The following is a 20,308-nucleotide window of genomic DNA, read 5'->3' on the forward strand; positions in this document are numbered from 1 at the left end:
CGCCCTGGCCAGGCGTGGTCCCGCAGCATCGTGACCGGCGGCTCCGAGACCTCCCTCCGGAGCCGCCCTTTCACCATGGGGGTGCGGGTTGACCGAGCGTGGGGCCACCTTCGGGCAGGTGTTCGCGGTACGGGAGTTCCGGGTGCTGTTCGGCAGCTTCGCGCTGCTGATCTCCGGGGACTCGATCAAGATGCTGGCGCTGTCGGTGCTGGTGTACGCGGAGACGGGGTCGCCGGGGCTCTCGGCCGCCGCGTACATGGCCGGGTGGCTGCCGTACATCCTGGGCGGGATGTTCCTGCTCTCGCTGGCCGACCGGCTGCCGCCTCGGGCGGTGATGGTCGCGGGGGAGCTGGTCAGGGTGGTGGTGTGCCTGCTGCTGGCCTTCGCCGGATTGCCGGTGCCGGTGATGCTCGGGCTGGTGCTGGTGACGGGGTTGTTCGCGCCGGTGTTCGGGGCGGCGCGCAGTGCGTTGCTGCCGGACGTACTGCCTGGGGACGCGTTCGTGCTGGCGCGGTCGCTGATGGGGGTCACCTCGGCCGGCGCCCAGATCGCGGGGCTGGCCGTGGGGGGTGCCTTCCTGGCGGTCACGGGGCCGCGCGGGGCGCTGGCGGTGACGGCGGCGCTCTCGGCGGTGGCCGCCCTGGTGCTGCGGTACGGCCTGCCCTACCGGCCCGGCCGGGGCGCGGCTGCCGGTGGTGCGGCGGGTGGCGGTGCGGCTGCAGATGGTGCGGCGGCTGGTGGTGCGGCGGCGGGTCGCGGCGCGGGCGGTGGGGCCGTGCGGGTGACTCTGCGGGTGAATCGGTTGCTGTTGGTCGATCGGCGGGTGCGGGGGCTGCTGCTGGCGAGCTGGCTACCGTGCATGTGCATGGCCGGGGCCGAGGCGATGGTCGTGCCCTATCTGGGCGGTCAGGGGCAGGCGGGGGCGGTGCTGGCGGCGGCGGCCGGTGGGATGGCGGTCGGGGAGTTCGCGGTGGGGCGGTTCGCGGCTCCGGCGCTCAGGGAGCGGCTGTCGCTGCCGCTGGCGGTGCTGATCGGGCTGCCATGGCTGGCCTTCCTGGCGGCGCCCGGCGTGGCGTGGGCGGCCGTGCTCGCCGCCGTGTCCGCCGCCGGGCTGTCCTACCAACTCGGGTTGCAGCGGCGCTTCGTGGACGCGGTGCCGGAGGAGGCGCGCGGCCAGGCGTTCGGGCTGCTGTCGGCCGGGCTGATGACCGGGCAGGCGATCGGCGCGGCGGTGGTCGGCGTCCTGGGTGAGGCGATCGGCCCGGGACCGGCGATCTTCGCGGCGGGGATCGCGGGCGTCCTCGTCGCCCTGGCCCTGTCCGGCGCGCTCCGCCCGGAAGCTCGCCCGGCCGGAGACCTCCGCCCTGCCTCCGCCGAAGACGATCGCCTCGCTTCCGCCGAGGGCCTCCGCCCCGCTTCCGCCGAAGACGCCCGCCCCGCCTCCGGCGAGGATCTCCGCCTCGCCTCAGCCGGAGACGCTCGCCCTGGCCTCGGCGGAGACGTTGGTCCGGAGCCGGGCCCGGAGGTCACGGAGGTAGTTCGCCCGAGCCGCGGGGGATGAGGCGCACCGGCAGCTCGACGTGCTCCGATGGCCCGCCGTCCCCCGCCAGGCGGCGGAACAGCAGCTCGGCGGCCACCCGGCCCATCCCGGCCGGGTCCTGGGCCACCACCGTCACCCCGGGCGTCAGCAGGTCGGCCAGCTCGAAGTCGTCGAACCCGACCAGCCCCATCCGCCGCCCGCCCAAGGCACGCAGCGCCGTCACGGTGAGCCGCCCGTTGCCGGTGAACAGGGCGGTCGGCGGCGCGTCGAGCGCCAGCATCCGCTCCAGGTCGTCCCGGACCGTCTCGGGCGTGGGGGCGCGCATCGCCACCAGCCGGGGGTCGTAGAGCGGGCCGAGGGCCGCGCGGTACCCTGCCAGCCGCTCGGCCGCCGTGTAGATCGACGGATGGTCGCCGAGCATGGCGATCCGCCGGTGGCCGTGCGCCAGGAGGTGGCCGACGGCCTCCCTGGCGCCGCCCGCGTTGTCGCTGAGCACGGTGTCGACGTCCAGCCCGGGGCCGGGCGGCCGGTCGGCGAACACCGCGGGCGTCCCGGCGTCGAGCTCGGGACGCAGGTAGGAGTGGTCGTCACCGGCCGGCACCACGATCAGCCCGTCGACCCGGCGGGCGCAGAAGGTGCGTACCAGCTCGCGCTCCCTGGCCGGCTTCTCGCCGGACGAGCCGCTCAGCAGCAGGCAGCCCTCGACGATGACCACGTCCTCGACCGCCCGGCTCAGCCCCGAGTAGAACGGGTCGGCGACGTCCTCGATGACCAGCCCGACGGTCGCGGTGCGGCCCCTGCGCAGCACGCGCGCGCTCTCGTTGCGGCTGTAGCCCAGCCGGTCGATGGCCTCGCGCACCCGTTCGGCCGTCGCCGGGTTGACGCCCGGCTCGCCGTTCACGACGCGCGAGACCGTCTTGAGCGCCACCCCGGCTGCCGTGGCGACATCCTTCATCGTCGGTCTCACCCTTGGATCCTTTCCCAAGTAAGACGGCCAGACAACGTTGTCAGAGCGTTATGCGAGAGTAGAGGTTCTATGCCCCTGAGATCCGCACTCCTCGTCGCCGGATTCGTGCTGGCCGCGCTGAACCTGCGGCCCGCCATCGCCGGCATCTCCCCGCTCCTCGACGAGATCATGAACGACGTCGGTCTCACGCCCGCCGCCGGCGGCGGCATCACCACGGTGATGGTGGTCTGCCTGGGCGTGTTCGGGCCGATCGCGCCGCTGCTCGCGCGCCGGATCGGGCTGGATCGCACGCTGCTCGCCGGGCTGCTCGTGCTGGCCGCCGGCGTGGTGCTGCGCGGCCTCGACGGCATCCCCGCCCTGTACGCGGGCTCGGCCATCGCGGCCACCGCCATCGCCGTGATGAACGTGGCCATGCCCGGCATCACCAAGGAATATTTCCCCGACCGGGTCAACCTGATGACCGGCGTCTACAGCTCCGCGATCGTGGGCGGCGCCGCGACCGCCTCGGCACTGGTCATCCCCATCGAGCACGCCACGGGTTACGGCTGGCGCGGCATGTCGGCGCTGATGGCCGTGCCCGCGCTGCTGGCCGCGTTGCTCTGGCTGCCGCAGGCGCTGCGCGGGCAGGCCGGGCCGCAGGGCGGGCCGCGGCCGTTCGGGGTGGTGCTGCGCAGCCGGGTCACCTGGTACGTGACCGCCTTGATGGGCCTGCAGTCGTTCACCTTCTACGTGCTGCTGGCCTGGCTGCCGACGATCTTCCACGACGCCGGCCTGCCCGCCGACCAGGCCGGCTACCTGCTCAGCGTGACGAACCTGGTCCAGGTGGGCGCCACCCTCGGCGTGCCGATCCTGGCCGGGCGGCGGCCGTCGCAGGTGCCGTTCGTGATCGGGGCGGGGCTGCTGACCGTGGCGGGTTACCTCGGCTTGTTGCTGGCCCCGGTCGCCGCGCCGTGGCTGCCGTGGTTGTGGATGGTCGTGCTCGGCGTCGGGCAGGGGGCCTCGTTCGCGCTGGCGCTGCTGCTGATCGCGCTGCGTGCGCCCGATCCGGCGTCGGTGACCGCGCTGTCGTCGGTGGCGCAGTCGGTGGGGTACGCGGTGGCCGCGCTGGGGCCGGTGCTGTTCGGTCTGCTCAGGCAGGTGTCCGGCGGGTGGACGGTGCCCTTGCTGACAGGGCTCGGGGTGCTGGGGGCGCAGCTCCTGGCCGGCTGGTTCGCGGGACGCCCTGCTACGTTGGGCCAGGCTTACCGGTAAAAGGTTTACCGGTAGTGGAAGGACTTCACGTGCTCACGGAGGCGCTCCAGCGGCTGGCCGACGAGCGCGGCGGGGTGATCGGGGTCGAACCCGAGCTGGTCATCACGCCGGACGAGACCTGGACGGCCGCCTCGGAGCTGCTGCGCCCGCCGTACACCCTGCTGGAGGAGCTGGTCGACCAGACGGCGGCGCGCTGGAGCGCCCCGCGCCACGTCGGTGCCGCGCTGTTCTGGAAGACCTACGGCTACTGGCACACGCTGCCGATGGCGCTCGGCTGGGCGCTCGACGGGCGGGTGCCGACCATGCGGCCGGCCGAGACGTACTTCAAGGTGTCCGGGGCGGGGGTGACGATCGCGGCCAGCCGGGTGAGCTGGGGGTCCGGCGTCGCGCCGATCAGGCGGGCGCTGGCCGAGTCGCAGGAGCCGCTCGTACGCGTGCTCAGCCGGATGGTCAGAGTGGGTGAGCGGACGCTCTGGGGTTCGACCGCGGAGGCGTTCGCCCACCCGTTGACGCAGTTCGTGGCGGCTGACTACATGGCGCTGCTGGCCGAGATCGGCAAGCCGGTCGACGGGCTGATCGAGCCCGCCGGCGACGGCTACTTCCGCAGGACCTGCTGCCTGTGGATCGCGCTGCCCGACGTGGAGCCCTGCGCGAGCTGCTGCGTGCTCAGGCCCGCACGCCGTTCCTAGCCACGACGACCTCTCCTAAGCCACCACGGCGTCGTCCATCGGACGAAGCTCGTCGGCGTAGCTGACCGAGACGCGGCGCATGACGCCTGTGTCGTCGATGGAGTACTGGCCGAGCCGCCACAGCGGCGGCGAATAGGCGTGGATCGAGACGCTGTTGTCCACGGCGCCGTTGAGCCGGTGGATGTGGTCCGGGCCGAACGAGAACGACTGGCCCTCCGACACCACGGTCTCCAGGTGCTCGCCGCCGATGCGCGGGTTGCACTCCAGCAGCGCCCCCTGGACCACGTGGACCGCGCCCGAGGAGATGTCGTGGTCGTGCCAGCCCGTGTCGTCCTCGGGCCGCCAGCACAGGAGCCAGACGTCGACGTAGGCGTCACGGTAGAGCGAGGCGTAGTGCCGGCCGCCGTCGGCGGGGAACTCCACCTGATCGCGCCACTCGGCCGGGTCGGCTGCCAGCTCGTTCACCAGCTTGCGCAGCTCGCGCCGGTCCAGTGTGCGCTCCGGGAGCTGAGCACAGGCACCCCCGTCCTGGATCTGGTTGATGCCGGGGTGCTCGATGGTCTGCTCGCTCACGTACGGGTCTCCTTTCGGCCTAGTAGACGACGGGGGTTGGTGACCCGGATGGCGTGGGCGGCTGCCTCGCCGAGTCCCGGGTCGGGTGCGGTGGCGTAGGGGGCGTCGGAGCCGTTGACCACGACGTCGACGCCGAGCTCGCGGACGATCGCGTCGATCGCGCGCGGGCCGTACGAGGAGGTCTCCACGAAGCAGCCGGGGTCCACCAGGCCGCGGCCCGTGCCGCCCCTCGCGATCAATCGCTCCGAGTGGAGCGGGGCCAGCCCGGCCAGCAGCGCGAAACACACGCGCAGCCTGGGGTGGCGCGGCCGGACGACCGCGTGGAAGTAGTGCCACGACGCGTGCATCTGCTGGACGTACGGCACGAGCGCGGGCCACCAGGACGGTGTGCCGGGCGTGGCCGCGGCCGGGCCCGGATGGACGAACAGCGGCAGGTCCCGCTCCGTGAGCACGTCCAGCAGGCGGTCGTCGGGCAGGGCCGTCGCCGGGATCTGCAGCCCGGCGAACCCGCGGTCGAGGTCCTTGGCCAGGCGCTCGGGGTCGGGCTCACTGTGGCAGGTCGAGGCCCACGCGCCGAACGGCTCGGGCAGCCCGAGCGCGCCATCGTGGTAGGCGTCGAGCAGCGGCCACGCCTCCTCCGGAGGCAGGAACTCGATGCCGAGCGGGCTGGACAGCGAGACCAGGGCCAGCTCCAGCCCGGTGACGTCCCGGTCGGCGTGGTCGGCGGGGTCGACCTCGTAGGGCGGCTCGCCGTCGAGGATCAGCGTCCAGCCGTCGAGGTAGGGGGGTGCGGTCCGATCGCGGAGCGCTTCGACGAATGTTCCGGTCCACAAATGCTGATGGATGTCGATGCTCACGACCACACCTCCCTCTATTTCCTACTAGTATTGCAGGTAAACCTATCACGCTGGAACTTCTGAGTTGTGAACCGTTTCAGTGATACGGTTCAGTGAACCGCTTCACCGGACAAATGTCAACGGTTGGCCGCATGTCCCACGAGAGGGACGAACCCCGCCTGCGGCCCCTTCGGCATGCGAGCTTCTGTCGGTGCCACGCAATAGGCTGGCTGAATGCCACGGAAGAGAGCGACGATCCGGGAAGTGGCCCAGGCGACCGGTCTGTCGCCGGCCGCTGTCTCCTACGCGCTGCGTGGCATGCAGGTCTCCGAGGAGACCATGGAGCGCGTCCGCGCCGCCGCCGCCGAGCTCGGCTACGAGGCCGACCCCATCGCCAGGGCCCTGGCCAGCGGGCGCACCAACATGATCGGGCTGCTCTGCGGCTCGCTCGAAGACCTCTGGCAGCAGTCGCTGGCCGTCGGCATCAGCAGGGGCCTGCGGGAGAAGGACCGCTACGCGCTGATCCTCGACGCGGTCGGCGACCCGGCCCGCGAGCGGGCGCTGGCCCAGCAGCTGCGCGACCAGCGGGTCGACGGCATGATCGTGCAGCCCGTCGATCCGGCGGCGCCGTTCTGGTCGGAGCTGTGCGAGTCGCTGCCGGTGGTGGCGATCGGCGACTCACTGGCGGGCACGGCCGGCGAAGTGGTCTTCGACAACCGCCGCGGCGTGACTCTCGCGCTGGAGCACCTCCACGCGATGGGCCACCGGCGGATCGCCCTCCTGACGCCGACTTTGACCAGCACCCCCGACCGTCCGGCCGACGTGCTCGTCACCTCCGAGGCCGACCGCCTCGGCCTCGACATCGTGGTGGCCACCGCGCCCCACGGCCTGGCGGCGGCCACCGAGGCGGCTCACCGCATCCTCGACGCGCACCGGCCGAGCGCGGTGTTCTGCTTCGCCGACTCGATCGCCTATGGCGTCTACGCGGCGGCGGCGGAGCTGGGGCTGTCTATCCCGGGCGACGTCTCGGTCATGGGTTATGACAACCACCCGATGTCGGGCCTGCTCACACCGGGGCTCACGTCGGTCGACTGGGACATCGACGGCATCGTGCGGGCCGCGGTCCGCCTCATGTCGGCGGCGGCCGACGGGGGGACGCGGCGCCGCCGGGTGGTGCAGCAGCCGACACTCCGCGAACGCGGCTCGGTGGGGCGCCTGTCGGGCGCCGGCGGGTCGTAGCGGCGGGTTGGCGGTCGTGGGCGGGTCGTAGGGGCGTTGCCCGTCTTCGGCGGCTGTGGCGGCGCGCGAGCGCGCTGTCTGTCGTCGGTGGGTCCGTGATGGCGGGGCTGCGTGTCTACTGGCCGTGGGCCGGGCCGTGGCGGTGAGCGGACGGGGTCTTCCGCGGGTCGTTACGGCGGGATATTCGTGCCGGTCAGCGGCCGTCTTCCTGGAGGTCCTCAGCCCCGTGCGGTGGGTGGCGGGTGCCCGCCGCTTGCCGTACAAGACCGAAAGGTTGTGAGTTCAACGCCCGTCCGGCGTCGAGATCATCCGAGAGGGAAGGGCGCGCGGCCCGGGCCCGATCCAGTGAGGAGATCGTGACCCGGGCCGCGCCGTACGCCACCGAATGGACCTGCGCGCAGGTCAGACCGGCACCGTCGAGCTCCACCGGACTCAATCGTTGTCGGGGATGAACAGGCCGAGCAGCCAGCTGACGACGCTGATGATGATCGCGCCCCAGAAGGCGGCCGGATAGAAGTTGGCGACATGGAAGGGGATGTCGAGCTGGCCGGAGATCCAGCTCGTCAGCAGCAGCATGGCCGCGTTGATCACGAGGAGGAACAACCCCAGCGTCAGCACGATCAGTGCGCAGCCCAGCGTTTTGATGATCGGCTTCACGATGGCGTTGATGAGGCCGAAGATCAGGGCGACGATGAGCAGGGTGCCCCAGTATTTGGGGGTGTTCGACCCGGCGATCTGAATGCCAGGGACGAACTGGATGGCGACCCAGAGGGCGACCGCGGCCGCCAGGGTTCTGATGATGAATCTCACGCTGGTTGATCCTCCCATTACCGATCGGTGCTCCGATAGAGGCACTCCGTGATGAGCGGATATGTGTCACTCGGCCACCCGCTGTGATAGGCCTTGTCGATAGGCGTTACCGAGGGGCGACGCTGGGAAGAGGCAGTCGGGGGAAGGGAGCGAGATGGACTCGGATGGATTCGAATCGCTGTCGGCCAGCGAGCTGCACGATCGCGCGGTCAGCTACGCCGTACGCCACGGCGATCTGGGCTTTCTGTGGAACCTGTTGCGGGTGATCCCGGCGGCCGAGGCCGCCAGCGGTCACGACACCGAGACCGCCAACGACCTCAGCCGGGTGTCCGCGCTGCTCAGCGATGCCCTGGCGGCCGGCGAAGGCGAGCTCGGCGAGGCTCTGCGGCCGGTCTACATCGAATATCTGAGCAAGCATCCCGAGGCCTAGCGCTTCCACCCCACAGCTGTTCTGTTCCGCACCGATCGAAAGCCGCGCGACTCGCGAAACCGCGCGCCCGCAAAGTCGCGCGATCCCACATCGCCGCGCCGCCCGAAGGCCGTCTCAGCCCGCCAGGAGGGCTTCCGGGCTGCTGTAGGCGGCGAAGCCGGGCGTGGTGATGATCTCCTGGTCGTCACGGCCGATGATCATCGTCTGGTACGGCCCGGCCACCGCGAGCTCCATGGCGAAGCGCCTGCCCAGCACCGGCCCCATGGCGTACATCGCCGTCGCGTAGGCGTCGGCGGCGCCCAGGTCGGGGCCGAGCACGGTGACCGACCCGAGAGCGTCCTGCTTGATTCCGGTGCGCGGATCGACGACCTTCGCGCCGCCCGTGGTGGCGATGCCCAGGTCGTGGGTGAACACGACGGTGCGCACCCGATCGGTACGCGGATCACGGATGGCGATCTGCCAGCGCTTGCCGGGGGCGGCCGAGCCGCGCACCCTGATGTCCCCACCGGCGTTGATTCGGTGGTCGACGGCGCCGGCGTTGGTCAGCGCGCGGGAGAGCCGTTCGAGTGCCCAGCCCTTGATGTAGCCGGAGGCGTCTATGACGCCGTTGATGCGGGACTCGAACCACCCGCCGGTCGCCTCGCTGAGCTCGTCGCAGCGATGCAGCACCTCGATGAGCTCCGGGATCTGCCGGATGGTCCCGCCGCGGTTCAGCGCGCTGATCTGGCTGCCCTCCCTGGCGGGGTTGAACGTCTCGTCCACCCAGCGCAGCCAGGCGAAGGCGTCGTCGAGTACGGGGGCCAGCTCGCGCCGTGGCAGGGCGGTACGGATGTCCACACTGACCGGTATGCCCATGACCATTTCGACACGGGCGCTTCCGGGGAAAGTCGTCACCTTGCCTCCTTGTTCGCAGCAACCGTCCCACGGCGCGCGTAATGCCTGGTTAAACCCTAGGCTTGGGTTTGAAACGAGTTGTCCTGACCTGCGCCTTTGGAACGGATAGCCGGGTCAGGGCGCCCCGGACGTACCTCTGGAAGGGCCGGGGTCCGGCGACGATCACGGTACGTTCGGCGATGTCGGGCACCTGGCGGCGCAGTCCCGAGGCGCTGAGCCGCTCCTTGGCACGGGGGTCGTGCTCCTCGCCCTCGACGAGCACCAGGCCGTGCTCGGCCTCCAGCTCGCGCAGTTCGTCCGTCACCCGGTCGGTCCGGTAGACGGTCACGGTGTCGCCCGTGCTGGTGGCGAGCAGGTCACGCAGCCCGGCGGGTTCGAGATCGGCGACGATGAGCAGGGAGCCCCGTGTGGTGGCCCGTACGCCGTGCTGCCAGACGGCCATCACGGCCGCGATGCCGTACAGGAGGAGCGAGCCGGTGCGGCTGGCGCTGGTCACATAGGCGGTGGAGCTGAGCTGGTGCGTCACCAGCAGCGTGCCCGCCACGTACCCGGCCAGGCGCAGGCGCCGCCTGACCTGCTCCGAACGGAGGAGTTCCGGCGCTCTGGCGGACAGCAGCCCGAGCGTCACCAGCAGTCCGGCGACGGCCCACGCGGAGGGACGCCATGGGTAACCGAACCCCGGCTGGATCGCCCCGAACTCCGCGACCGCCACACCGCACCAGAACACGATGAGAGGCTGATTCGCCTTTGCCTCGCTAGCCATGAGATAGACGATGCTCGCCGAACATGAGAGACGTCTGAGTAGTGTCTGAAACATGGCTAACGTACGTGTTGAGCGGACCGAAGACGGCGGATTCCGGGCGACGAACGCCCGTGGCGCGGAGGTACAGATCGGGGCCGGCGACGAGGAGGGCGCGTTCACGCCCGTCGAGCTGCTGCTCGCGGCGGTGGGCGGGTGCAACATCGTGACCGTGGAGCCCCTGACCGCCAAGCGCGGGCAAAGGCTGATCCGTCTGGCGATGACCGTCGAATCGGAGAAGGTCGAGCCGAACCTGCTGGGTCCCGTCACAGTGACCTATGACGTCGAAGTCCCCTCCGAGCAGGCGGATGAGGTCTTCCGGGCGGTAGCGAATCGGGTGCACGCGAAGTACTGCACGGTCAGCCGCTCCCTCCAGGAAGGTACGGAGGTCCGTTTGGTAATCCCGTAACCGGATTAGGCGGACATTCGACCCCCCTATGACACGTTCGTTGCATTCGTCTCGGTAGTGTCGAGGCAGGTCAAGAGTCCTGCGACTGACTTGCAGACTTTTACCGAAGAGCGGACGCGGAGGGGGACCGTCGTTCGCAGTGCGGGACCGCCGGCGTTTTTGGGGGAAAGCGTCGGCCTGGACCGCCCTCGGTCGGGGCCGGACAGTTGGGGGACTGTCCGGCCCCGATTCATGCGTATTGTTCGGTTCTGTGACAAAGGTCCTCATTGACTGCGATCCCGGCATCGACGACGCGCTGGCCCTGGCGCTCGTGGCGGGCACCCCGGCCCTCGAACTCGTGGGCATCACCACGGTAGGCGGCAACGTCGACCTCGCGCTGACCACGGCCAACGCGCTGGCACTCAGGGAATTTCTCGACCTCGGCGACGTTCCGGTCGTTCCGGGCAGCGCGAGCGCGCTGGTGTGCCCCACGGTCCGCGCCGCCGACATCCATGGCCTGTCCGGCCTCGGCGACGCCGTCCTCCCACCGGCGACCCGCCCCGTTTCCGACGGCCACGCCGTGGACTTCATCGTGGAGAGCCTGCGGGCCGCTCCGGGCGAGATCACGCTGGTCGCCATCGGCCCGCTGACCAACATCGCGCTGGCCGTACGCCGGGAGCCACGCGTCGTGGAGTGGGCCCGCGACTTCGTGATCATGGGCGGCTCCTACACCCGCGGCAACACGACTCCCGCGGCGGAGTTCAACATGAAGGCCGACCCGGAGGCGGCCGCCATCGTCTTCGACGCCGGTTGGACGGTGAAGATGCTCGGCCTCGACGTGACCCTCACGGCCGAGGTGACCACCGATGTCCTGGACCGGATGCGCCCGCTCGGCCGGCTGTCCGACCTGCTGGTCCCGGCCGCCCAGTCCTACGGCAAGGTCACGGCCGACTCCGGACCGGCCATCCATGACGCGTGCGCCGTGGCGTACGTGCTCGACCCGGCGCTTTTCACCTGCGTACCGGCGCGGGTGGATGTGGAGACGATCGGCCGGCACACCTCGGGAATGACGGTCACCGACTTCAAACTCCGTGACGCGCGGCCCAACGCCCTGGTGGCCACATCGCTGGACGTGAAGCGGTTCTGGGAGACGGTGCTGGAGGCGTACGAGGGGCTGGGCGAGCGGCTCGGATGATGTGCTGGGTGGTGCGCGGTGGCTGCTACAGTTACTTCTGTTGCGGGCGCCGCTAGCTCAGTTGGTTAGAGCAGCTGACTCTTAATCAGCGGGTCCGGGGTTCGAGTCCCTGGCGGCGCACCAGCGAAGGTCTTCTGGCCAGGTAAAACCGCCTAGTTCGCTAGGCGGTTTTACTGTTTTCTGGGCCGGGATCGACGTCTTCAGGCGGTGACACCCCGCCGTCACTGGAAAAGACCGGCTCTACCGGGTGGTTCGCTGGAATCTCCATGTCGCCAGTGGGATGAAGACGACCAGGATGGCGATGGACCAGGCCAGGGTGGCGGTGAGTGGGTGCTGCAGCGGCCATGACCCCTCTGCGGGGGTGATGGTGGGGTTTCCGAAGAGCTGGCGGCTGGCGGCGACGAGGGCGCTGATGGGATTCCAGTCGGCGATGAAGCGTAGCCAGGCGGGCATCCCGTCGGTGGGGACGAAGCTGTTGGACAGCGCCGAGATCGGGAAAAGGATGGGAATGAGGGCGTTCGCGGTCTCGGGGCTGATGGACAGGCCGACGGTGACGCCGATCCAGCTGACCGCGAAGCGGACGAGAAGGATGAGGCCGAATCCGGCCAGTGTGGCCGCCAGGCCGTTGTGGGCCCGCCAGCCGACCAGGAGCCCCACGCCGGCCATCATGGCGGTGGTGATGATGCCGGTGGCCAGGTCGGCGAGGGTGCGGCCGAAGGGGATGGCCGAGCGTGCCATGGGCATGGAGCGGAATCGGTCCATGACGCCTTCGGCGATGTCCTTGGAGATGAGCAGGGCGCTGGCGATGACTCCGGTGATGGCGGTCATGGCGAACAGCCCCGGCATGAGATATTCGCGGTAGCTGCCACCGCCCGGCACGTTGATGGCGCTTCCGAAGACGTAGCCGAACAGAAGCACCATGATGACCGGGACGATCATCGCGCCGACCAGTTCGCCGGGGTGGTGGCGGAGTTGGCTGAACTCCCGGCCTGCCACTGCCCATCCGTCGCGGATGGCCCAGCCCAGCCGGGAGAGCGGGCCCGCGACCACGGGCGCTGCGGATGTGGACGTCACGGTGTCTCCTGCTCTTCGGTGGTGGTGTGGCCGGTAAGACGGAGGAAGACGTCGTCGAGTGTCGGCCTGCGCAGGGTGATGTCCTCGACGGTGACGTCCGCCGCGTCCAGCGCGCGGACGGCGGTCAGCAGGTCGTCCCTGGCGCCTTCGGTCAGCGCGCTGACCCGGCGGGCGCCAGGGGTGATGTGGGGTTCGGTGGTGAACGCCTGGGCGAGTGCCGCGGCGGCGGCCGGCAGGGTGGCCGGGTCTTCGACCACGACCTCGACGCGTGCGCCGCCGATGCTGGCCTTGAGGTCGGTGGGGGTGCCGTCGGCGATCAGCCGGCCGCGGTCGATGACCGCGATCCGGTCGGCGAGCTGGTCGGCCTCGTCGAGATATTGCGTCGTCAGGAGCACCGTGGTCCCGTCGCGGACCAGGCCGCGGACCAGGTCCCAGACCTGGTTGCGGCTACGTGGGTCCAGCCCGGTGGTCGGCTCGTCGAGAAACAGCACGGCCGGCTCGATCATGAGGCTGGCCGCCACGTCCAGGCGGCGGCGCATGCCGCCGGAGTAGGTCCGCACCACCCGTCCGGCGGCCTCTAACAGGTCGAACCGAGCCAGTAGTTCCTCGGCACGCTGCCGGATCAGTTGTCCCGGCAGATGGTAGAGGCGGCCGAACAGGCGTAGGTTCTCTCGTCCCGTCAACTTCTCGTCCACGGCGGCGAACTGGCCGGTCAACCCGATCTGATAGCGCACCGCGGTCGCCTGGCGGACGACATCGTGTCCGGCCACCCGGGCGGTGCCGGCGTCCGGCCGCAGAAGGGTCGACAGGATCCGGATCATCGTCGTCTTGCCCGCGCCGTTGGGGCCGAGCAGGCCGTAGACGGTGCCGGTCGGAACGGACAGATCAACATCTTGCAGGGCGGTCGTCGAGCCGAAGCGTTTCATGATGCCGCGCGCTTCGACAACGGGCTGCGTTGTCATACCTGCTCCCAGAGAGTTGCGAGTGGCGCACCTTGGGGGGCTTCCCCGGCGGCGGAGCACTCGGAGGAAGCTGGTCGATCACGTCGGGTTGATGTCGTCTGTCACAGCATCAACATAAGTAGCGTACCAGAATTGGGTTGGTGCCAACAATGGTATCGATCTAATCGGCTACTCCGATCCACTGAGGCCGGTGTCCAGGATGTCCAGTGCGCGGCCGACCGTCTCGGTGAGGGCGGCGGTGATCTGCTCCGCCGGTTGGCCTCCGGCCCGTAGCCGCATCGCCTCTTCGACCATGGCGGTGACCGTGGTCAGGATGAAGGCGGCGAGTGCGCGCGCCGCGACGGGTCCCAGCCGCGCGGGCACCCGGTCGGACAGGATCGCCGCCAGGTCCTCCTGGTAGCGGCTGCCGCGTCGCCGCAACGCGTCCTGTATCGAGGGGCTCTTCATGATGATCGCCCCCAAGAGGGCGAGGCGCGGGTCGCCCCCGGCTCGCCCGCCGCCTTGCGGGGCGGCCGCGGCCCGTCCGCCGCCTTGGGGGCCTGCGGCCCGTCCGCCGCCGCCTTCGGGGGCCTTCGGCGTCTCCGGCAGTTTCGCGAACATACGCGGGAGTTCCTCCTTGAGGAACTCCGGTAGCGGGGTGCTCAGGGGGAGCTGGTCGATCAGGTCGATCACGTCGGCCTCCACCGGGCGGTGCCAGGCCAGGAGGAGGTCCTCCTTGGCCGGGAAGTGGTTGACGACGGTCTGTTTCGCGACGTCCGCGGCCTCGGCGATCTCGGCGATGGTCACCGCGTCGTAGCCGCGCTCGCTGAACAGGGTCAGGGCCGTGTCGGCGATCCGTTCCCTGGTCTGGATCCGCCGCCGTTCGTGTCGGGTCTTCACGGTCTCTTCGTGAGGCTGGTCTGTACTCATACAAGTACCGTACCATAGTTGGTCTCATATCAATATTGGGATCGGTCTTATTTTCTCGGAGTCGATGGCTGCTCGATCGCGTTCCGATGGCGGCCTGCTGAGGTTGCCCTCAGTACTCGCGGATCCATCCGACCGACGATGAGGACAAAGCATGGGCAGCAAGGTTCAGATCGGCCTGGCGGTGGGCCGGGGCACGGGTGCCGAACTGGCGAGCGCGTTCGAGCAGGTCATCGGGAAGCTCGGGGACATCTACGCGGTGCGGCCCGTGATCAGCCGATCACCTCGGATCTACGGCTCGTATTTCTCGCTGCTTCCAGAGCTCGACGCCGGGCGCATCAAGGAGGCGACGGCCGAGGACGCGCGTCACTATGAGGAGTTCTGCCGCGGTCAGGCGAGCCGGGGAGTCACGGCGATCTTCCGGACCGCGATCAACGCCCAGTCGCTGTACATCGTGCGAGAGCGCCTGCACTCGGTCAAGGTCGACGCCCTCGACACGGATCTCGTGTCACTCCTCCTGGTTCGCGACCAGGCGCAGGGTTTCTACACCGGCTTCAACACACACCACGACGGTGTCGTGACGCGTACGTTCCAGTTCAGCAGGCACACCACCGAGAAGGTCGTCTCGTTCGCGCTGGAGCGGGCCCGGCTGCACTGGGGGGACCGGCCGATCGACCGTGTGATCATGGCGTACAAGTTCCACCTGCTCGATGGCGCGCTGAGCGGCTGGGTGAGCGAACTCTCCCGGCGCTACGACATCGAGATCGAACTGTGCCAGCCGGACACCGCCAACCGCGACCTCATCGCCGGCGGACTGTCCGGCCGGGTGCTCGTCATCGGCGGCAACGAATGGGCCGACATCATGCACGTGGTGCTGCTGGACTGGCTCGGTCTGGGCCGCCAGGAGAGCCGCTTCAGCGAGAACGTGTATCTCCACCCCGACCTGGCCGGGCTGGCCGAGTTCCAGACGGTGCACGGCTCCGCCGACAATCTGGAGGGGAAGGACCTGGTCAACCCGACCGCGGCCATCCGGGCCGCGGCCGCCATCATGCAGCGGCATGCCGCCTGCGACGGCGCCGAGCGACTCGTCGAGCACGGGCTGGAGCGGCTCACCGAGCGCGGTCTGGTCACCGCCGACATGGGCGGCAGACAGAGCACCACGTCGGTGGTGAACGCTCTGTGCGAAGCCCTGGAGTCACGCCGCGGGTGGTCAGGGACCCGGTAGGGCATCGGCCATGACCACCCGGAAGACCACGGTGACACCCGCCGCCGAGAACGGCGCGGCCGGACGGCGAGCCGCGCTGCTCGTGATCGACATGCAGAACGACTTCTGCCTCAGCGACAGCTCCGGTTCCGGTCGCCCGCTCGACCGGGCCACGGTGTCCGCGGTGGTGGAGAACACCCGCCGGTCCGTCGGGGCGGCCAGACAAGCGGGCGTGGAGGTCATCTTCGTCCGCTTCCTCGGAGACGAGAAGTACCAGGGACCTAGCTGGCGGGAACGCAATCGGCGACTGGGCAAGCGACCGCGGTGCCGGGAACATACCTGGGGCGCCGAGTTCCACCGCGTGGGGCCGGCACCGGGCGAACGGGTGTTCACCAAGCGCGCCCACTTCGACGCGTTCCTCACCCCGGGATTCGAGGAGTATCTGGCCTCGCGAGGCGTGAGCACGGTGGTGCTGGCCGGGCTCTACAGCGATGTCTGCGTCGACTCGACCGCGCGGACGGCATTCCAGAAGGGGTACCACGTCACGGTCCTGTCCGACTGCACGACCAGCCTCCACCTCGACCCGGCCGCCGTGCTGCGCTTCATGGAGGTGTTGTACGGCGCCCGGATCACCTCATGGGAGGACATGGCGCGGACCGGGCTGTGGGCGACCGAGCCGGCCGGGTGAGCGGCACTCCACGGGCACTCCAAGCGGCTCCGAGCCGGCGGTGTGACATTTCAGGAACCAGTGAAATCCACGGTTAGGGGCGAGAGCATGGCGTTGGCTTACATCATCGACGGTGGGCTGCACGATCAACCGGGACTCGGCGCCGATCTGTACGAGGCGTACCCCGCCGTGAGCAGGGTCTACGGGCAGGTGGCCGAGTGGACCGGCGTGCCGGTGGAACGGCTGCTCTCCTGGGGGGCGGATCCGTTCGCCGAATACCGGGAAGTGGGTGCGATCAGGCGGGCGGCGGTGGTGCTCGGCCTCTGCGATGTGCTGGCCGAGCAGGGCGTCCGGCCGGACATCGTCGCGGGAATGAGCGTGGGAGCCATGACCGCCGCCGCGGTCGTCGGCGCCGTGGGGAGGCGGGAGCTGTTCGAGCTCCTCGCGCGCCTGCGCGAGATACCGCTGAGGTTCGACCCGCCGCAGGGCATGGCCAAGCTGTTCGTGCCCGCCGGCCTCGATCCCGAGGAGTTCGTCGGCGGGTTCCCGGAGGGGGTGTACGTCGCGGTGGAGATCGGGCGCGTCGCCGGCAGGTCCTCGCGGCTGGTGCAGCTCGCCGGCCATCGGGAAGCCCTGGACCGGCTCGCCGAGCGGATGCCGGACAAGGAGGCGCTCGAGATTCCGCCGGAGAGCTCCATAGCCTTTCACTCACCACTGCGGAACTACGTCCGCGAAGCCCTGGAACCCCAGATCGCCACCATGGCCTTCGCGAACCCTGAGGTCCCGTTCTGCGGGGGCATGGAGCCCGGTCTGTACGCGACCGCGGACCAGGTGCGCGAGGTGTTCCGCAGGAACCAGACCGATCCCCTCAGCCTCCCCCGGATGCTCGAATGCCTCGACCGGCACGAGGTCGAGCTGTCCTTCCTGATCGGCCCCGCCGCGGTGGATCTTTACCTCGGGGCGCTGGAACACGCCGCCGTCCATATCGACAAGCCGAAGCATCTGTCCGAGGCGCTGGACGCCATCCAGGAATTCGGGATGCTGCCGACCGAGCGGTGAGGAGGCCGTCGTGGACGCCCTGATCGAACAGTTCCTGGACCAGGACCTCGACGAGTGGACCCGAAAGGTGATCGCGCGGCACTTCGACCCCGAGGGCGGAAGCCCCTACTGGCTCAAGCGCGCGGCCAGCCTGCCCTTCGACCCGAGGGACGTGACCCGCTACGAGGAGATGGCCGCGTTCGGCCCGTTCCCGCTGGTCGATCTGCGTACGCTCGATCCCGCCGACCTCGTGCCCAGGTCGGTGCCGAGGCCGTTGATCGGGCGCGTCTTCGACTCGGGCGGCACCACCGGCGATCCTTGCCGAGTCTTCTACACCGCGCGGATGCTGCGCCAGCGCGGCGTCTGGCGCCGCTGGTCGTTGCGGGCCGAGGGGTTCGAACCGGGGCGGGCGTGGCTGCAGGCGACGCCGACCGGGCCGCACATCATCGGTCACGGCGTCACGGAGCTCACGGAGTATGACGACGCGCGCGTGTTCGTGATCGACGTCGATCCAAGGTGGGTCAAACGCCTGGTACGTGCGGGCCGGCCGGCGGAGGCCGAGGCGTACACCCACCACGTCGTCGACCAGATCGCCAACATCGTCGAGCTTCAGGCCATCGACTACATGAGCACGACCCCCACCTTGTTCCGGGCCTTCGTGCAGGAGGCACCTGACTTGGCGCGGACGCTGAAGGGAATCAGGGTGGCCGGCACGCAGATCACCCCGGCCATGAACCGCGCCTTCAGGGAGGTCCTGTCCGGCGGAATCGTCGGGCGTACCTACGGCAACACCTTCGGCGTCGCCGCGGGACTGCCCGCCGCACCGGACGGCGGGATCCTGCCCTACGTACCGACGTATCCGCACGTCACCATGGCCGTCACCGACAAGCAGGACTGGCGGCGGGTGGTCAGCTACGGCGCGATGGGACGCGTACGCCTGACCGTGCTGCACGAGGACCTCTTCCTGCCGAACATCCTTGAGCGCGACCAGGCGATGCGGTACGACACGGGCCCGGAATGGCCCTGCGACGGTGTCGCCAATGTCCGTCCACTCCAGATCACCCGCGCCACCCCCGAAGGCATCTACTGACATGATTCTTGTGTGCGGGGCGACGGGCACTGTGGGGCGCGAGGTGGTGGAGCAGCTCCGCCACACCGGGGAGAAGGTCCGCGCGCTGACCCGTGACCCGGCGGCGGTCTCCTTCCCGCCCGACGTGGAGGTGGCGGGTGGCGACCTGGGCGATCCGGCCACCCTGGCGGCGCCGCTGCGCGGGATTCGGTCGGTGTTCCTGACCGGGATGACGCACCTGCGGGCCGAACACGACCGGAATCTCGTCGAGGCGGCGGAAGCCGCCGGTGTGCGGCACATCGTCCAGCTCTCCTCGCTCGCCGTCGAGGAGCGCGATGGCGGCGCGCTCGCCCGCTGGCAACGGGCGGCCGAGGACGCGCTGCGCCGCTCGGACATGGGATGGACGATCCTGCGCGCCAGCGGTTTCATGTCCAACGCGCTGCGGTGGGCGCCGCAGATCGTCGTCGCGGGGGTGATCCGGGCGCCGTTCGGCGCGTCGCCGTCGGTCCCCATCGATCCGCGCGACCTCGCGGCCGTCGCGGTGGCCGCGCTCGTCGGCGAGGGGCACCGGCGCCAGGTATATCCGGTGACGGGGCCCGAGGTGCTGACCACTTTCGATCAGGTGCGCGTCCTCGGCGACGTCCTCGACCGGGCCCTGCGCCTGGAGGAGATCACCCCGGCCGACGCCAGACGGGCCATGCTCCGGCACCTGCCGGAGGAGATGGTGGACGCTCTGGTCGGGATGTGGGGCAGCGCCGACGTCGAGCTGCGGACCCGCGTCCAACCGACCGTCGAGCGGCTCACACGCTGGCCGGCCCGGACCTTCCGGGAGTGGGCCGCCGATCACGCCGACCGCTTCGCGCCGGGCACGTGGGCTGGCGAGCGCCGTTCGCACTGAGACGGGCGAGCGCCGTTCGCGGTGAGACGGGTGCCGCCCCGCCCCGCGCGGGGCACCCGGTGACTCAGGCGGCGCGGTTACGGGGAGTCACGCGCGCCGCGCACCGCGGGGGCCACACTCCGTGCAGGAGTATCCCGGAGGCGTAACCGTGGGCGACCAGGCCCGCCCGGCTCCTGCGGCCAGACTTGCGCAGCATGTTCCTGACGTGGCTCTCCACCGTCCGGACGCTGATCCCGAGCTCCGTCGCGATCTCGGAGTTCGCACACTCCGTCGCCACCAAAACGAGGACATCTACTTCACGCCGGGTAAAACGCGGCTTCGAATACTCGACTGTCATGGCAGATTACTCACTGTACGCATCTGGCCCCCCGCTCTGCCTGGTTACGCAGTTAGGCATGGCCGTGATCATGTCTACTCACTCATACCCAGGAAAAGATCCGTGCCACCCGTGATGTTTTTAGACCTTGCTTGAGGCAGATTGAGGGAATCAAGAAGCACGCTAGAGGCACTGTTAAATGCGGCACATACCGCATGCGTACGGATGATCGACCGGCACGTGCGCGGGGGCCGTAGAAGATCACACTCTTCGCGGAGTGCGGGGCAGGGCGACGAGGGGGTGGCGTGTGGCAGCCGAATGCCGTTCCGGTGCCGGCGGATCCGCCGAGTCCACCGGGCGGCTCGCCGTCGAGGGCAGGGTGGAGCTCCCGGCTCGGCCCCGCGCACGTGCGCCGCCCGGTCGCCGTCGGCCTCAGTCGCCGGTCGACCGGCGGCGCCCGGGCCGACTGACAACGTGCCTCCCGTCGAACGCGAAGACCCCGAATTCCCAAGACCATGAAAAGGCAATTCTATTCTTATTGATGCGTAGTCGAGAACGGGTTC

22 protein-coding genes and 1 tRNA gene are annotated in these 20,308 nt (G+C 69.9%); 13 read left to right on the forward strand and 10 right to left on the reverse strand.

The window, feature by feature from the left end; translation table 11 throughout:
• The first annotated feature begins 88 nt into the window (after nt 1-88).
• A complete protein-coding gene (locus tag ACQP2T_RS11695) occupies nt 89-1,561 on the forward strand; it encodes an MFS transporter (RefSeq protein WP_433516158.1) in 1,473 nt (490 codons plus the stop codon).
• On the opposite strand, the gene ACQP2T_RS11700 is transcribed toward ACQP2T_RS11695, so the two are convergent.
• Entirely contained in the window at nt 1,527-2,507 is a 981-nt protein-coding gene (locus tag ACQP2T_RS11700) for a LacI family DNA-binding transcriptional regulator (protein ID WP_433516159.1), read from the reverse strand. The genes ACQP2T_RS11695 and ACQP2T_RS11700 overlap by 35 nt on opposite strands.
• 69 nt (nt 2,508-2,576) lie before the next feature.
• Between ACQP2T_RS11700 and ACQP2T_RS11705 the strand changes: the two genes are divergently transcribed.
• Together ACQP2T_RS11705 and ACQP2T_RS11710 are read left to right on the forward strand one after the other, a co-directional pair.
• Complete coding sequence (locus ACQP2T_RS11705; RefSeq protein WP_433516160.1) at nt 2,577-3,758, forward strand: CynX/NimT family MFS transporter; 1,182 nt, start codon at nt 2,577-2,579, stop codon at nt 3,756-3,758.
• 14 nt (nt 3,759-3,772) lie between these two features.
• Nucleotides 3,773-4,447: a hypothetical protein gene (locus ACQP2T_RS11710; protein WP_433516161.1), complete on the forward strand. Its 675-nt coding sequence runs from the start codon at nt 3,773-3,775 to the stop codon at nt 4,445-4,447.
• Between the two features lie 15 nt (nt 4,448-4,462).
• On the opposite strand, the gene ACQP2T_RS11715 is transcribed toward ACQP2T_RS11710, so the two are convergent.
• Together ACQP2T_RS11715 and ACQP2T_RS11720 are read right to left on the reverse strand one after the other, a co-directional pair.
• The gene (locus ACQP2T_RS11715; RefSeq protein ID WP_433516162.1) at nt 4,463-5,020 is read right to left on the reverse strand and encodes a cysteine dioxygenase; all 558 of its coding nucleotides are present in this window, start codon (nt 5,018-5,020) and stop codon (nt 4,463-4,465) included.
• Complete coding sequence (locus tag ACQP2T_RS11720) at nt 5,017-5,877, reverse strand: amidohydrolase family protein (protein ID WP_433516163.1); 861 nt, start codon at nt 5,875-5,877, stop codon at nt 5,017-5,019. Before ACQP2T_RS11720 ends, ACQP2T_RS11715 begins: the two co-directional genes overlap by 4 nt.
• A 213-nt stretch (nt 5,878-6,090) precedes the next feature.
• Here ACQP2T_RS11720 and ACQP2T_RS11725 point away from each other — a divergent pair, with 213 nt between their 5' ends.
• Complete coding sequence (locus ACQP2T_RS11725) at nt 6,091-7,095, forward strand: LacI family DNA-binding transcriptional regulator (RefSeq protein ID WP_433516164.1); 1,005 nt, start codon at nt 6,091-6,093, stop codon at nt 7,093-7,095.
• A 432-nt stretch (nt 7,096-7,527) separates the two neighbouring features.
• On the opposite strand, the gene ACQP2T_RS11730 is transcribed toward ACQP2T_RS11725, so the two are convergent.
• Nucleotides 7,528-7,905, reverse strand: coding sequence for a phage holin family protein (locus ACQP2T_RS11730; RefSeq protein ID WP_357950586.1), 378 nt, complete (start codon nt 7,903-7,905; stop codon nt 7,528-7,530).
• A gap of 154 nt (nt 7,906-8,059) precedes the next feature.
• On the opposite strand from ACQP2T_RS11730, the gene ACQP2T_RS11735 reads away from it, so the two are divergent.
• A complete protein-coding gene (locus tag ACQP2T_RS11735; protein WP_225291914.1) occupies nt 8,060-8,335 on the forward strand; it encodes a hypothetical protein in 276 nt (91 codons plus the stop codon).
• Nucleotides 8,336-8,449: 114 nt separating this feature from the next.
• Here ACQP2T_RS11735 and ACQP2T_RS11740 read toward each other — a convergent pair whose 3' ends face one another.
• Complete coding sequence (locus tag ACQP2T_RS11740; RefSeq protein WP_433516165.1) at nt 8,450-9,229, reverse strand: FAD:protein FMN transferase; 780 nt, start codon at nt 9,227-9,229, stop codon at nt 8,450-8,452.
• Between the two features lie 49 nt (nt 9,230-9,278).
• Nucleotides 9,279-9,992 carry a hypothetical protein gene (locus ACQP2T_RS11745; RefSeq protein ID WP_433516166.1) on the reverse strand — a complete coding sequence of 238 codons (714 nt, stop codon included), beginning with the start codon at nt 9,990-9,992 and terminating at the stop codon, nt 9,279-9,281.
• Nucleotides 9,993-10,044: 52 nt separating this feature from the next.
• Between ACQP2T_RS11745 and ACQP2T_RS11750 the strand changes: the two genes are divergently transcribed.
• The 3 genes from ACQP2T_RS11750 (at nt 10,045) to ACQP2T_RS11760 (ending at nt 11,734) form a co-directional block, all read left to right on the forward strand.
• Nucleotides 10,045-10,437 (forward strand): OsmC family protein, encoded by a 393-nt coding sequence (locus tag ACQP2T_RS11750; RefSeq protein WP_433516167.1) that lies wholly within the window; start codon nt 10,045-10,047, stop codon nt 10,435-10,437.
• Nucleotides 10,438-10,687: 250 nt separating this feature from the next.
• Nucleotides 10,688-11,611 (forward strand): nucleoside hydrolase, encoded by a 924-nt coding sequence (locus ACQP2T_RS11755; RefSeq protein WP_433516168.1) that lies wholly within the window; start codon nt 10,688-10,690, stop codon nt 11,609-11,611.
• A gap of 46 nt (nt 11,612-11,657) precedes the next feature.
• Nucleotides 11,658-11,734 (forward strand) — tRNA-Lys (locus ACQP2T_RS11760).
• A 117-nt stretch (nt 11,735-11,851) separates the two neighbouring features.
• On the opposite strand, the gene ACQP2T_RS11765 is transcribed toward ACQP2T_RS11760, so the two are convergent.
• The 3 genes from ACQP2T_RS11765 to ACQP2T_RS11775 form a co-directional block, all read right to left on the reverse strand.
• Nucleotides 11,852-12,685: an ABC transporter permease gene (locus tag ACQP2T_RS11765; RefSeq protein WP_433516169.1), complete on the reverse strand. Its 834-nt coding sequence runs from the start codon at nt 12,683-12,685 to the stop codon at nt 11,852-11,854.
• Nucleotides 12,682-13,647, reverse strand: coding sequence for an ATP-binding cassette domain-containing protein (locus ACQP2T_RS11770; protein WP_433516170.1), 966 nt, complete (start codon nt 13,645-13,647; stop codon nt 12,682-12,684). Before ACQP2T_RS11770 ends, ACQP2T_RS11765 begins: the two co-directional genes overlap by 4 nt.
• A 168-nt stretch (nt 13,648-13,815) precedes the next feature.
• Nucleotides 13,816-14,556 (reverse strand): TetR/AcrR family transcriptional regulator, encoded by a 741-nt coding sequence (locus ACQP2T_RS11775; protein ID WP_433516171.1) that lies wholly within the window; start codon nt 14,554-14,556, stop codon nt 13,816-13,818.
• 151 nt (nt 14,557-14,707) lie between these two features.
• Between ACQP2T_RS11775 and ACQP2T_RS11780 the strand changes: the two genes are divergently transcribed.
• The 5 genes from ACQP2T_RS11780 (at nt 14,708) to ACQP2T_RS11800 (ending at nt 19,429) form a co-directional block, all read left to right on the forward strand.
• On the forward strand, nt 14,708-15,778 hold the full coding sequence (locus ACQP2T_RS11780) for an isocitrate/isopropylmalate family dehydrogenase (protein WP_433516172.1): 1,071 nt from the start codon (nt 14,708-14,710) through the stop codon (nt 15,776-15,778).
• A gap of 10 nt (nt 15,779-15,788) precedes the next feature.
• Nucleotides 15,789-16,445: a cysteine hydrolase family protein gene (locus tag ACQP2T_RS11785; protein ID WP_433516173.1), complete on the forward strand. Its 657-nt coding sequence runs from the start codon at nt 15,789-15,791 to the stop codon at nt 16,443-16,445.
• Nucleotides 16,446-16,532: 87 nt separating this feature from the next.
• A complete protein-coding gene (locus ACQP2T_RS11790; protein ID WP_433516174.1) occupies nt 16,533-17,483 on the forward strand; it encodes an acyltransferase domain-containing protein in 951 nt (316 codons plus the stop codon).
• 10 nt (nt 17,484-17,493) lie between these two features.
• A complete protein-coding gene (locus ACQP2T_RS11795) occupies nt 17,494-18,552 on the forward strand; it encodes a hypothetical protein (protein ID WP_433516175.1) in 1,059 nt (352 codons plus the stop codon).
• 1 nt (nt 18,553) lies between these two features.
• Nucleotides 18,554-19,429, forward strand: coding sequence for an NAD(P)H-binding protein (locus ACQP2T_RS11800; protein ID WP_433516176.1), 876 nt, complete (start codon nt 18,554-18,556; stop codon nt 19,427-19,429).
• 64 nt (nt 19,430-19,493) lie between these two features.
• Here ACQP2T_RS11800 and ACQP2T_RS11805 read toward each other — a convergent pair whose 3' ends face one another.
• Complete coding sequence (locus tag ACQP2T_RS11805; RefSeq protein ID WP_433516177.1) at nt 19,494-19,706, reverse strand: response regulator transcription factor; 213 nt, start codon at nt 19,704-19,706, stop codon at nt 19,494-19,496.
• Between the last annotated feature and the right edge of the window lie 602 nt (nt 19,707-20,308).

The organism is Nonomuraea sp. CA-143628, assembly GCF_050942315.1.
Taxonomy (GTDB): Bacteria; Actinomycetota; Actinomycetes; order Streptosporangiales; family Streptosporangiaceae; genus Nonomuraea.

What these genes read in the sequence shown, in the direction of transcription:
- ACQP2T_RS11735 (WP_225291914.1), top strand. Translation starts at nt 8,060, where the DNA reads ATGGACTCGGATGGATTCGAATCGCTGTCGGCCAGCGAGCTGCACGAT.
- ACQP2T_RS11745 (WP_433516166.1), bottom strand. Translation starts at nt 9,992, where the DNA reads ATGGCTAGCGAGGCAAAGGCGAATCAGCCTCTCATCGTGTTCTGGTGC.
- ACQP2T_RS11705 (WP_433516160.1), top strand. Translation starts at nt 2,577, where the DNA reads ATGCCCCTGAGATCCGCACTCCTCGTCGCCGGATTCGTGCTGGCCGCG.
- ACQP2T_RS11790 (WP_433516174.1), top strand. Translation starts at nt 16,533, where the DNA reads ATGGCGTTGGCTTACATCATCGACGGTGGGCTGCACGATCAACCGGGA.
- ACQP2T_RS11770 (WP_433516170.1), bottom strand. Translation starts at nt 13,647, where the DNA reads ATGACAACGCAGCCCGTTGTCGAAGCGCGCGGCATCATGAAACGCTTC.
- ACQP2T_RS11785 (WP_433516173.1), top strand. Translation starts at nt 15,789, where the DNA reads ATGACCACCCGGAAGACCACGGTGACACCCGCCGCCGAGAACGGCGCG.
- ACQP2T_RS11775 (WP_433516171.1), bottom strand. Translation starts at nt 14,556, where the DNA reads ATGAGTACAGACCAGCCTCACGAAGAGACCGTGAAGACCCGACACGAA.
- ACQP2T_RS11780 (WP_433516172.1), top strand. Translation starts at nt 14,708, where the DNA reads ATGGGCAGCAAGGTTCAGATCGGCCTGGCGGTGGGCCGGGGCACGGGT.
- ACQP2T_RS11800 (WP_433516176.1), top strand. Translation starts at nt 18,554, where the DNA reads ATGATTCTTGTGTGCGGGGCGACGGGCACTGTGGGGCGCGAGGTGGTG.
- ACQP2T_RS11750 (WP_433516167.1), top strand. Translation starts at nt 10,045, where the DNA reads ATGGCTAACGTACGTGTTGAGCGGACCGAAGACGGCGGATTCCGGGCG.
- ACQP2T_RS11725 (WP_433516164.1), top strand. Translation starts at nt 6,091, where the DNA reads ATGCCACGGAAGAGAGCGACGATCCGGGAAGTGGCCCAGGCGACCGGT.